Source organism: Thioalkalivibrio sp. AKL17, from assembly GCF_000377885.1.
Classification (GTDB): Bacteria; Pseudomonadota; Gammaproteobacteria; order Ectothiorhodospirales; family Ectothiorhodospiraceae; genus Thioalkalivibrio; species Thioalkalivibrio halophilus.
Genome location: NZ_KB898766.1, coordinates 171,077 through 182,570, shown reverse-complemented (window position 1 = coordinate 182,570; position 11,494 = coordinate 171,077). Strand labels below are relative to the sequence as shown.

Genomic DNA, 11,494 nt, shown 5'->3' with positions numbered 1-11,494 from the left:
TCCGCTGCGACGCCAGAAGACAGGAGATCGACGATGAAGACTTCGGTAATTCTCACGCTGATCGGCCCGGATCGTCCGGGTCTGGTCAGCAAGGTGGCGGCCCGTGCGCGCGAGGCCGGCGGCAACTGGCTGGAGAGCCGCATGGCGCAGCTGGCCGGTCAGTTCGCGGGGGTGGTGATGCTGGAGGCCGACACCGCAGGCGTCGACGCCCTGGAGACCGCGATGCGGGAGCTGGAAGGCGAGGGGCTGCAGATCCACATCCAGCGGGGCGACGACCTGCCGGTGCCGGAGCCGGTCCCCGCGCAGCACAAGGTGCTGCTGGACCTGATGGGGCACGACCGGCCCGGTATCGTGCAGGACATCACCGCCGTGCTGTCGCGTCACGGCGTGGGCGTGGAGAACCTGGACACGGCCGTCGAACCGGGGTCGATGACCGGCGAGCCGATGTTCCGCGCCCGCGCCCGGATCGGGGTGCCGGAGGGCGTGGACCTGGACACCCTGCAGGATGATCTGGAGGCGCTGGCCAACGAGCTGATGGTCGATCTCGACCTCCACGATCCGCAGTCCGAAGCGCCGGAGAAGGCCTGACGCGGCGGCTCCTGCCGGCTCAGACCACCAGCCAGTAGCCGATGTAGACCAGCACCAGCAGGTACACCCCGCGCGGCAGCCATTCGGCCACGATCTCGCGACGCAGGGCGAGATGCCCGTCCAGCTCGCGGGCGCGGTACTGCAGCACCGAGGGCAGACGGCCGGCCGCCTCGCCGGAGGACAGCAGCCCGGGTTCGCGGTCGGGGTCCAGCAGGGCCTCGCGCCGCAGTGCCTCCACCATCGGCAGCCCCTCCGCACAGGCCGTAGCCGCCGTGTTCAGCCGCCGCCGGAGCTCGCCGGTTTCCGCCGCGGCCAGGCCCTGCAGGGCCTGATCCGCCGATACCCCGGCGGCCAGCACCAAACCCAGATCCTGCAACAGCGCCTGCCGCCGGCCGGCCCCGGGCAGGCGCCCGGGCCGCAGCCGCCAGCGCTGCCACACCTGCAGTAGCGGACGCCAGAAACGAAACGCGGCCCAGACCAGCAACCCGGTCACCACCAGCGGCTGAAGCACGGCGAACAGGTAACCGGGGCCATCCAGCACGCCCCGGAACAGCGCCGGCAGGGGCGCGAGCACCAGCGCCACCACCCAGAGCAGCGCCGGCAGCAGCAATCCGGTGCGGATCCGTCGCTCGATGTTCTCCTCGCGATGCAGCCGCTCGGCCAGCAGTCGCAGGGCGCGATCCAGCCGCCCGGCCAGCTTCAGGGACTTCAGCAACGGCCGCTCTTCGGGGCGGATCCAGCCGGCCGTCTCCAGCGCGCGCACCGGATCGGCGCGGCCGGCGGGCAGACCCACCACCCCGCTGGCCCGCTGCCAGTCGACACCCGCTTCCAGCAGGGTCGCCAGCTCGTCGAGGTGCTGCACGCGTTTCATTTCAGCGACGAGGCGAACCGGTCGGGGCAGGGAATCGGGGTTACACCCGCCCCCGCGTTCCGCATCACTGGCATCATCAATGGCTCCCGGCCCATGAACGAGCCGATCAGTATAACCCTCCACAGCGCTGCGTCATCCCGTTGTCCGGGAGGCGGGCAACGCCCGCCCCACAGCGACGGATCTGGACATTGATGCACACCCCGGCAGACTGGTGGGTCGTTTCCGACATAACGTCCCTGAACAGGAGTCTCCCATGAGCATGCAGGAACAGATCACCGCCAAGCTGGAGGCGGAGTTCGAACCGGTGCATCTGGCCGTGGAGAACGAGAGCCACATGCACAACGTGCCCCCGGGCTCGGAGTCGCATTTCAAGGTCACCATCGTCTCCGAGGCCTTCCGTGACCAGAAGCTGGTGGCGCGCCACCGCATGGTCAACCGCACCCTGGCCGACGAACTCGCCGGCGGGATTCACGCGCTGGCGTTGCATACCCTGGACCCGGACCAGTGGTTCGAACGCGCCGGCCAGATCCCCGACTCGCCGCCCTGCGAAGGCGGTGACGGCGGCGCGAAGGCCTGATGTCCATCACCGAGATCCTGCGTGCCCGCCACGACGGGCCGGGGCTGTTGGACCTGCTGGGACGTATCGAGGCGTCCCTCAATCCGGACGCGCCGGCACATGCCGGTGCCCTGGCCGGCATCGACCCGGCCCTGGGCCCGGATACCCACGTGGTGCTGTGGCTGATCGACGGCTTCGCCGAGGATTACCGCCGGCACACCCCGCTGATGCAGGCCGACCACCACGCCACGCTGGAGACGGTGTTCCCCAGCACCACGGCCACCGCGATCACCAGCATCCTCACCGGCCGGCATCCGGCGCACCACGGGCTGCTCGGCTGGAACACCCGGCTGGCCGAACCGGCGCGCACCCTGACGGTGCTGATGGCGGAGGAACGCGGCGCCGACGACCAGCCCGCGCGGCTGGACCACCGCGAACTCGCCGCCCGGGTGCAGCCGGACCGGATCATCGACCGCCTCGGATGCCCCAGCACCTTCATCGGCCCGAAGTGGATCGGCCACGCCCCCTACAACCGAATGATGAGCGAGGGTGCCGGGTTTGTCGGCTTCGACGGCATCAGCGACCTGCCGGCGCGCGTGGCCGCCCACGTGCGGGCGCATCCGGGGCCGCATTTCACCTACGTCTACTGGTCGGAGCTGGACCACCTGGGCCACGAGTACGGTCCCGGCAGCCCCGAGGTGGAACGCCATTTGAAGCAGCTGGATCTCGCCTATACCGCAACCTGCGCCCAGCTCGCCGGGACCGACGCGGTGATGCTGACCACCGCCGACCACGGCATGCGCCCGGTGGAGCGCCGTCTGGACCTGCGCGAGGCCCCGGATGTGCAGGACTGCCTGCGGCACCGCCTGACCGGCGAACCGCGCGCCGCGCTGGCCCACGTGCGCGAGGGCCGCGAGGCCAGGTTCGAGGCCGCCGTCGCGCAGGCCTTCGGCGACGATATCGCCCTGCTACCACGCGAGGCCTGGATGGCCAGTGACACGCCCGCCCCCACTCTGGGCCCGGGGCCGGAGCATCCGGAGCTGCACGCCCGCGCCGGCGATTACCTCCTCCTGCCCGCGGCCGACGCCTACCTGGTGGACCCGCCGGCCGACGACGGAGGCCCGTTCTTCCGCGGCGCACACGGCGGGCTCTCGCCCGAGGAACGCCGCATCCCGCTGTTCCTTCGGTCGCTGGCCAATTCCCGGTAAACTGGGGCGCGGACCCGCGGAGATGATCTCCCGGGGCCCCAACGCCAACGCGAGCCCGATACGAGATGAACGAGACCGACAGCCCCGAAGAGAGCTACAACAACGCCGCGCGCCGCCTGATCGACCTGGCCAACCGCCTTGCCGAGGACGGTGACGCGGTGGACACCGGCGATGTCGCCGACGGTCTGCTGGCCGGCGCGGTGCACTTCTGGCTCTACAGCCGCCAGCCCTGCGGCGACGTGCGCTGCGAGGAATGCTCGCCGTTCTCCGATGCCGAGAGCCGCCTGGCCATGCTGCACGAGCTGGTCGACGAACTGGCCCGCGACAGCGAGTACTTCCACGCCAGCACCGACACCACCGTCGGCCACGCCTAGGGAAACACTGATCAATGTACACGCTCGCGCTCGAGTCGCTTTTGCGTGCGAACAAGGCGCGGTGACTGCCGTGCAGTCACTCTGCACAAGGGAACCGCAACGCCGTGTGCGCGCCTGGCTTTGATAACAACGGGCGGCCGAGCCCCTGCTTTCAATGGCTCGTGGGGTTGGTACATTGATCAGTGTTTCCCTGGGTGCGATGATCCCGCTGGTCGCGGGAGACCGGGCCTCAGTCCCGGACCAGGCCGTCGAAGCCGTCCTGCGCCAGCTTGCGTTCGGCCAGACGCACCGCGGCGACCAGCGCGCGTTCCGGCGGTTCCCCGGAGGCGATGGCATCGATCAGCCCGGCGTTGAAGGCATCGCCGGCGCCCACGCTGTCGATCACCGTGAGGCCCGGCGTCGGCGCGCAGTGCTCCACGCGGCCGCGGAACCCGATCCAGGCACCGGCGGGGCCGCCGGTGACGGTGATGATGGCCTCCGGGTGTTCCTCCACCAGGGCCCGCAGGGCCGCCTCGCAGGTCGCCGCCGTGTCTCCCCCGGCACCGGTGCGCTCCGCCCGCGCCCGCGCCCAGTCGCGCGAGACCATCAGGATGTCGGCGAACGGGATGCAGGCCTCCAGCCCGTCGCGGGGCTTCTCCAGCTCCAGCGAGACCGGGGCGTCGTACACGCAGTCGCGCACGGTGGCCAGCACCCGGGCCAGGACCTCCGGGTTGCGGCCCTCGAAATGCAGCCAGTCGTATTCCTCCCAGGCGACGCCGTTCAGATCCTCCACCGCCAGTTCCGGGAGATCCCGGTGATGCACGATGGTGCGCGAACCGGTGTCGCCGGCGCGCAGGATGTGCGAGGTCGGCGTCGCCCCCGGCCGGCGGACCAGATGGCGGTCGTGGATCCTGCGCTCGCGCAGACGCCGGATCAGGTCGTCACCGGCAGCCCCCTCCGCCACCACCGCGGCCAATTCCGGCCGGTGCCCGAACTGCGCCAGCAGCGCGGCAGTGTTCGTGGCGTTGCCACCGGGCCGGGTGCGGCTGGCGTCCGCGCGCACCTCGGCGTCCTCGGCGGGATAGGTGTCGACATCCAGCACGTGATCGAGGGTGACGATGCCGGTCATCAGTATGCGCGCCATGGGCGGGGCTCCGGTCGGATGATTCAGGGAAACGAAACCGCAGGGGCGCCATTGTGACGTTCCGCCCGCCCGGCGACCAGCGCCGCCCCCGGATTCCCGTATCCCCAACGGTGCGGATACTGGCAGAATTCGCCGCGCGGACCGGGGACTGAAAGAATCCGGCGCAAGGAGCCCGCCCTCGCGTTCGCGGAGCGTTCGTGATTATCTGGACAAAGGACAGGACGGCCATGGCGAAATTTTCCTCCCCCGAAGCCGCCGAAGAGGCATTCTACGGCGCGTTCGAAGCCGGTGATCCGGAAGCCATGCGCGAGGTCTGGCAGGACGGGCCCGACTGCGTCTGCATCCACCCCGGCGGCGAGCGCCTGCAGGGGATTGAACTGGTCATGGACAGCTGGGACGACATTCTCGCGAGCATGGAAGACACCGTAATCCGACGCTCCGGCCTTACCGTGCTCGGCGGCAGCGACCTGGTCACCCACGTGCTGCACGAGCACCTGTACATGGGTGGAGAGCTCCGGGGCGTGATCCTGGCCACCAACGCCTACCGTTTCGACGGCCTGAGCTGGCGCATGGTACTCCACCACGCCAGCCCCGACCCCACCACGCGCTCGCGCTGGAACCGCCGGAGCGTGCACTGATGGCCGGCGACGCGGTCGAGGCCTGCATGGACGCCTATTACCGGGCGTTCCGCGAGGCGGACATCGAGCGCATGATGGACCTGTGGGCCGACCGCCCCGATATCGTGTGCATCCATCCGGGCAGCCCCCGGGCACACCGCGGCACCGCCGAAGTGATGGAAAGCTGGCTGCTGGTGTTCTCGCGCGAACTCAACATCGGCATCGAGCCGCGCATCGTCGGCCGGTTCGAGACCGACGACAGCCTCGGCATGGTGATCGAGGAAGCCATCACCCGGCCGGGCGACGTGGCACCCACCGGCACCATCCTGATCAGCCAGACCTGGCGGCGCGTCGACGGCGGCTGGCGGCTGGCGTTTCACCACGCGTCTCACGGGCGCCGCGCCGACCCCAGCCCCGAAGGCATGTTCGTCCCCGACAGCGGCAGCCAGACCCGGCACTGATCACCGCGCGGGCTACTCCGACCCCGCGCGCCGCTCGCACAGATCCGGACGCTTCATCTGCAGCGCCGAGCACACCCCGTTGACCGCATCCCGCACGCGCCGGCCGCGGCCCTCCAGGACCATGTCCGCAACCTGCTGGTACAGCGGGTCTCGCCGCTCGAACAGCGCCTGCAGTCGGGCCCTCGGATCCTCCGACTGGGTCAGCAGAGGCCGGTTGCGGCTGCGCCGGGTCCGGCGAAACTGCTCTTCCACCGGCACCCGCAGGTAGATCACGAAGGCGTCTTTCAGCCGTTCCCGGTTCTCCGGACGCTCCACGATGCCGCCGCCGGTCGCCAGGATGATCCCGTCCTTCTCCAGCAGCGAATCCAGTACCGCGGTCTCGCGCTGGCGGAAACCCTCCTCGCCTTCATACTCGAAGATGGTCGGGATATCCACGCCGGTACGCTTGCGGATCTCGTCATCGGTGTCATGGAACGCCCGGCGCAAAAGTCCCGCCAGCCCCCGCCCGATCGTGCTCTTGCCGGCCCCCATCGGGCCCACCAGGACAATATTCTGCATGCGGGCAGGCTACCGGGACTCCGGACCAAAAAAAACCCGGGATCCGTGGATCCCGGGTTCGCTGTCACCCACCGGAGGCCGCCAGGGCCCGGGCGGGTTCTTCAGTCCAGCACGCGGGGCGTGACGAAGATCAGCAGCTCCGCCTTCTGCTCGGAACTCGCCCGGTTACGGAAGAAGTTGCCGAGGAACGGGATGTCCGCCAGGAACGGGACTTCGCGGACCTGTTCGCTGCTGTCGATCTCGTAGACGCCACCCAGGACCACCGTTTCACCGTCACCCACGAACACCTGGGTCTCCACGGCGCGGCGATTGATGGTGACGTCGTCGAAGACCACGTCGCCCGGTTCATCCTTGGTCACGCGGATGTCCATGATCACGTTGCCGTTCGGCGTGATCTGCGGCGTCACCTCGGTGGAGAGGTAGGCTTCGACCAGCTCGGTATTCGGGTTGCCCGCCTCGTCCTGCACGATGATCGGGATGTCCTGGCCCTGTTCGATCACGGCCGGCTGACCATTGGTCGTCACCACCCGCGGCGAGGAGATGATCTCGCCGCGACCCTCGGCCTGCAGCGCCGACAGCTCCAGGTCCAGCAGCAGACCACGGCGCAGGATGCTGAACCCGAACTGGCCCGCGTTGGCCGCGTCGGCCGGGAGGGAGCTGTTGAGGCGGTCATTCAGGGTCGGATGCCCTTGATCCGCTCCGGGATCATCCAGGAGCCCCCCGCGCGTCGTATCCGCAGAATCGATGGAGCCGCTCGACCCCATATGAGTCTGCCCGCGGGAACGGGAGCCGCTGACCCCGAAACGAGCCCCGAGATCGCGATTGAAGCTGTCTTCCGCGATCACGATGCGGGTCTCCACCAGCACCTGCTGCACCTGCACGTCCAGGTTCCGCACCAGCTCGCGGATATCCTCGATCCGGCGCTGGGTATCCTGGACCAGCAGCGTGTTGGTCCGGCTGTCGACCGTCATGCTGCCGCGTTCGGAGAGGAAGCGGTCTTCCTCGCCCCGGATCAGCTCGGCGATCTGGTCCGCCTGGGCAAAGTTGATCTGCACGAACTCGGTGCGCAGCGGTTCCAGTTCCTGACGGTCGCGTTCGGCCTCCATCCGCTGCCGCTCACGGGCGGCGATCTGCTCGGCGGGCCCCACGAACAGCACGTTGCCCTCCATGCGCTTGTCCAGGCCGCGGGACTGCATGATGATGTCCAGCGCCTGATCCCAGGGCACGTTGTTCAGCCGCAGGGTGATGTTGCCGTCGACGTCGTCGCTGACGACGATGTTCAGGTCGGTAAAGTCGGCCAGCAGCTGCAGCACCGAGCGGACCTCGATGTCCTGGAAGTTCAGCGACAGGCGCTCCCCGGTAAATTCGCGCTCTTCCTCTTCACGCGCCTGACGTTCAGCCTCGGTCATCGGCGCCACCTCCAGCACGTACTGCCGGTCGCTCTGGTAGGAGACGACCTCGTACTCGCCCTCGGTGGCCACTTCCATGCGGACCCGGTCGCCATCGGCGACCGTGTCGATGGTTTGCACCGGGGTGGCGAAGTCGACCACGTTCAGCCGCCGCTCCATCGACTCGTCGATGGCGGCCCGGTCGAACTCGATTTCGATACGGCCGGCCTGTTCACGCACATCGATGGCACCACCACTGCGCGACAGCCCCACCTCGACACGACCCTCGCCCTGGTCGCCACGACGGAAATCGATGTCGGTGAGCTCAACCGGCCGCGCGGAACGGGTCGTCCGCGGCTCGGGTTCGCCGACGCGCTCGGCCACGGCTTCGTCCTGCGCGTCGGCTTCGGTCACGCCGCGCCCGAGGGTCACGATGAAGTTGTTGCCATCCACCCGCGTCTGATATTCGGAGGGCTGCGTCAGTCCGAGCACCACCCGGGTACGATCGCCCGATTCCACCGCGGTGGCCTCCAGCAGGGGCCCCACGTTGAATTCCTTGCGACGGTCACTCATCACGCTGCCGGCATCCGGCAGGTCAAAAGCGATCCGCGGCGGCGAATCAATCGCGAAGGCGCGGATGTCCGCGGGCGGGGTGTCCGAAAACTGCAGGTTCACCTGCACCCGGTCACCGCCAATGCTGGCAGCCCGGATATCCTCCAGTTCCTGGGCGGAAACGCCCTGGGACGCCATGAACAACAGGCCCGCCATCGCGGAGCCCGCCAGTGCGCGCATGGAAGATCCCATGTTCAGCCCCCTGTTGCTGTTGCCGGCATTGTGCCGATATGTCATTTCCATGTTTGTCTCTCCCGGGATCCTACCGATCTTCGGCCCGCTGCAAGGCGATGGAATTGTCGCGCTCGATGTGCCCGCCGAAGGCATCCGGAACCACTTCCACCAGCTCGATGCGGGTGGGCGTGATTGCGACGATCTGACCGTGGTTCTGGCCCATCCAGTTGCCCACCGTGACCTGCTGCACCGAGCGGTCCGGAGTCCGTACCAGGGCATAGCGCATGTTGTCGCGCTCCAGGGTGCCGACCATGGACAGCGAATCCAGCGGGTAGCTCTCCAGGTATTCCCGCGGCCGGTCCGGATCGATTTCGGCATCGCCCGGCTCGCCCTCGTCCTCCGCGATCTGAGGCTGTTCGATCACGCTGGAGTCAAACGGTGAACGGGTATGCCCCGGATACAGGTAGGGCTCATGGGGTTCGAGCGTCGGGATCGGTTCGATGCCCGAACCCGGCCGTTCGTGGACCTCGGCGATATAGTTGTGCAGGTCACTCTTGTCCTGGGCGCAGCCACCCAGCAGGCCCGCGCCCAGCACGGCGACCGCCAGGATCCGTACCCGGGGGCTGACGGAGATCCGACTCATCAGTTGTCCTCCAGATAGCGGTAGGTTCGCGCCTCGGCGTTCATGACCAGATCAAAGTCCGAGTCACCCGCGCGGCGGATACTCATGTCGTGCATGGTGACCACGCGGGGCATCGAGGAAACGCCGCTGACGAATTCGGCCAGTTCCTCGTAGTCGCCCCGCAGCCGCAGCCGGATCGGCACCTCGGCGTAGAAATCCTGCTCGCGGTGGGAACGCGGCTCGAACAGCTCGATTTCCAGGCCGGTCTGCAGCGCTGTCTGCGACACATCCACCAGCAGGCTGGGGATCTCCGCGCTGGTCGGCAGCAGCTCCAGCAGCTCCACGAACATGTCTTCCATTTCCGCGAGCTGTTCGCGGTAATCGTCGAGGTTGGCCGCACGCTGCTGCTTCTCCTCGAACTCGTCACGCAGCTGCTGTTCCTCGCGCTCCGCCCGTTCCAGATCGCTGAGCTGGTCGTCGATCACGAAATAGTAGGTGAGGCCCAGGATCACGGCGATGATCACCAGAAGGATCACCCCCTTGACGATCCAGGGTGCCTCGCCAATGTTGTTGAAATCGATCTCGTTGAGGTTCTTCAGGTCCATTGGGCAGTCTCCCTACTCGCCATTGTCCGGCCGGGTCTGCCGTGCGTCGAGGCGGAAATCCCTCACCTGGATACGGCCTTCCTCGCGGGTTTCGATGATCTGCAGGTTGGAGCTGCCCAGCCACGGGGAGTCATCCAGATTGCGCATCATCGCGGAGATGCGGGTGTTGGATTCCGACAGGCCGCGAATCTGAATACGCGAGCCGTCCTGAGTGATCTCGTTGACGTAGGTGCCGTCCGGCAGGGTCACCACCATCTGGTCGAACAGGTGGACGGCCTCGGGACGCTGCGCCTGCAGGGTCTGGATGACGTCCATCCGCGCCACGAGGTCCTCGCGTTTCTCTTCGAGTTCCTCGATCTCGGCGATCTTGCGGTCGAGCTCGCGGATTTCTTCTTCGAGCACCTGATTGCGATCTTCCTGATGGTCGATCAGGGATTCCATGTAGGTATAACCGCCGAACGCCAGCACCACACCCACCGCTGCGGCCACGCCGACCGAGACGAAGAATTGCTTGCGCCGCTGTTCGCGAGCACGTTCGCGCCAGGGAAGCAGATTGACATAGATCATGATGTTTGCCCCCGCAGTGCCAGGCCGCAGGCCGTCAGCAGGGCCGGCGCATCATTGGTGAAGCGTTGCTGGTTGATGCGACGGGAGAGCGCCATCCCGCGGAAGGGGTTGGCTACCGAAACGGGCGTGGAGGTCACTTCCTCCAGCATTTCGTCCACTCCGGGGATGGCGGCACAGCCGCCGCCCAGCAGCACGTGATCGATGGTGTCCTGGGGCCGGGTCACATAGAAGTACTGCAGCAGCCGCTGGATCTGATCCATCATCGTCTGCTTGAACGGCTCCAGGACCTCGCTGACGTAATCCGCGGGAAGGTCGCCGCTCATCTTCGCCGATCCGGCTTCCTGGTAGCTCATGTTGTAGCGCCGCATGATTTCTTCGGTGAGCATCCGGCCACCGAAATTCTGCTCGCGCGTGTACACGACACCTTCGGTCTGAGAGACGACATAGACCGCCGTCACCGACGAGCCGACGTCCACGATGGCGACCATCGGCTTGTTCTCCCGGTCGGGGATATGCTCCATCAGGCGTTCGGAGGCATGTTCGATGGCATAGGCCTCGACGTCGACCAGCTCCACCGAGAGCTTCGCCGCCTCGGCGATGGCGATACGTGATTCCACGTTCTCGCGACGCGAGGCCACGACGAGGACATCCTGCATCTGAGGGTTCTTTTCGTTGGGCCCCAGGACCTGGAAGTCGAGGTTGACCTCTTCCAGGGTGTACGGGATGTACTGGTCCGCCTCGACGAACACCTGACCTTCCAGTTCCGAGTCGCTGAGGCTGGCGGACAGCTGGATGGTCTTGGTGATGACGGCCGAGGACGGTACGGTCATCGCGCATTGTTTAAGACGGGAACCGGAGCGTTTGACTGCACGTCCAAGCGCTGCACCGACCGCTTCGGTGTCCTGGCAGACCTTGTCGACCATGACACCGTCCGGCAGCGGCTCGACGGCGAATGCCTCGACCCGATATCCCTTTCCGTGTCGACCAAGCTCGAGGACCTTGACGGCCGCCGAACTGATATCAACGCCCAGCAGTGCGGGCCTGGATTTTCCGAGATTCAGCACACATCCCCCTGTATACCCCGATGATTGCAGCTGGTAGCGTTACAATCTCGAATGCTAGCAACGATTAATATACATGACGTTTTCGGGGTTGCAAATCCTTCTGAAG

General features: G+C 67.1%; 14 protein-coding genes. 6 read left to right on the top strand and 8 right to left on the bottom strand.

What is annotated here, in order from left to right; all coding sequences use genetic code 11:
• Positions 1-33 precede the first annotated feature (33 nt).
• Entirely contained in the window at positions 34-588 is a 555-nt protein-coding gene (locus D577_RS0106970) for a glycine cleavage system protein R (protein ID WP_018946802.1), read from the top strand.
• A 19-nt stretch (positions 589-607) separates the two neighbouring features.
• Here the strand turns inward: D577_RS0106970 and D577_RS0106965 are convergent, their stop codons facing one another.
• Positions 608-1,459 carry a type II secretion system F family protein gene (locus D577_RS0106965; protein WP_018946801.1) on the bottom strand — a complete coding sequence of 284 codons (852 nt, stop codon included), beginning with the start codon at positions 1,457-1,459 and terminating at the stop codon, positions 608-610.
• A gap of 253 nt (positions 1,460-1,712) precedes the next feature.
• On the opposite strand from D577_RS0106965, the gene D577_RS0106960 reads away from it, so the two are divergent.
• From D577_RS0106960 to D577_RS0106950, 3 genes are all read left to right on the top strand, one after another.
• Positions 1,713-2,036, top strand: coding sequence for a BolA family transcriptional regulator (locus D577_RS0106960; protein ID WP_018946800.1), 324 nt, complete (start codon positions 1,713-1,715; stop codon positions 2,034-2,036).
• The gene (locus D577_RS0106955) at positions 2,036-3,223 is read left to right on the top strand and encodes an alkaline phosphatase family protein (RefSeq protein WP_018946799.1); all 1,188 of its coding nucleotides are present in this window, start codon (positions 2,036-2,038) and stop codon (positions 3,221-3,223) included. The genes D577_RS0106960 and D577_RS0106955 overlap by 1 nt, the downstream gene beginning before the upstream one ends.
• Positions 3,224-3,288: 65 nt before the next feature.
• Positions 3,289-3,597, top strand: coding sequence for a hypothetical protein (locus D577_RS0106950; RefSeq protein WP_018870983.1), 309 nt, complete (start codon positions 3,289-3,291; stop codon positions 3,595-3,597).
• 229 nt (positions 3,598-3,826) lie between these two features.
• Here the strand turns inward: D577_RS0106950 and D577_RS0106945 are convergent, their stop codons facing one another.
• Positions 3,827-4,720 (bottom strand): PfkB family carbohydrate kinase, encoded by an 894-nt coding sequence (locus D577_RS0106945; protein WP_018946798.1) that lies wholly within the window; start codon positions 4,718-4,720, stop codon positions 3,827-3,829.
• Between the two features lie 227 nt (positions 4,721-4,947).
• Here D577_RS0106945 and D577_RS0106940 point away from each other — a divergent pair, with 227 nt between their 5' ends.
• Positions 4,948-5,358: a nuclear transport factor 2 family protein gene (locus tag D577_RS0106940; protein WP_018946797.1), complete on the top strand. Its 411-nt coding sequence runs from the start codon at positions 4,948-4,950 to the stop codon at positions 5,356-5,358.
• Complete coding sequence (locus D577_RS0106935; protein ID WP_018946796.1) at positions 5,358-5,798, top strand: nuclear transport factor 2 family protein; 441 nt, start codon at positions 5,358-5,360, stop codon at positions 5,796-5,798. The genes D577_RS0106940 and D577_RS0106935 overlap by 1 nt, the downstream gene beginning before the upstream one ends.
• A gap of 12 nt (positions 5,799-5,810) precedes the next feature.
• On the opposite strand, the gene D577_RS0106930 is transcribed toward D577_RS0106935, so the two are convergent.
• The 6 genes from D577_RS0106930 to D577_RS0106905 form a co-directional block, all read right to left on the bottom strand.
• Positions 5,811-6,356, bottom strand: a complete 546-nt coding sequence (locus D577_RS0106930) for a shikimate kinase (protein WP_018946795.1) — start codon at positions 6,354-6,356, stop codon at positions 5,811-5,813.
• 101 nt (positions 6,357-6,457) lie between these two features.
• Positions 6,458-8,599: a type IV pilus secretin PilQ gene (gene pilQ / locus D577_RS0106925; RefSeq protein WP_018946794.1), complete on the bottom strand. Its 2,142-nt coding sequence runs from the start codon at positions 8,597-8,599 to the stop codon at positions 6,458-6,460.
• A 19-nt stretch (positions 8,600-8,618) separates the two neighbouring features.
• A complete protein-coding gene (locus tag D577_RS0106920; RefSeq protein ID WP_018946793.1) occupies positions 8,619-9,173 on the bottom strand; it encodes a pilus assembly protein PilP in 555 nt (184 codons plus the stop codon).
• A complete protein-coding gene (locus tag D577_RS0106915) occupies positions 9,173-9,757 on the bottom strand; it encodes a type 4a pilus biogenesis protein PilO (protein ID WP_018946792.1) in 585 nt (194 codons plus the stop codon). Before D577_RS0106915 ends, D577_RS0106920 begins: the two co-directional genes overlap by 1 nt.
• A gap of 12 nt (positions 9,758-9,769) precedes the next feature.
• Entirely contained in the window at positions 9,770-10,324 is a 555-nt protein-coding gene (locus D577_RS0106910; RefSeq protein ID WP_018946791.1) for a PilN domain-containing protein, read from the bottom strand.
• On the bottom strand, positions 10,321-11,388 hold the full coding sequence (locus D577_RS0106905) for a pilus assembly protein PilM (RefSeq protein ID WP_026288958.1): 1,068 nt from the start codon (positions 11,386-11,388) through the stop codon (positions 10,321-10,323). The genes D577_RS0106910 and D577_RS0106905 overlap by 4 nt, the downstream gene beginning before the upstream one ends.
• Between the last annotated feature and the right edge of the window lie 106 nt (positions 11,389-11,494).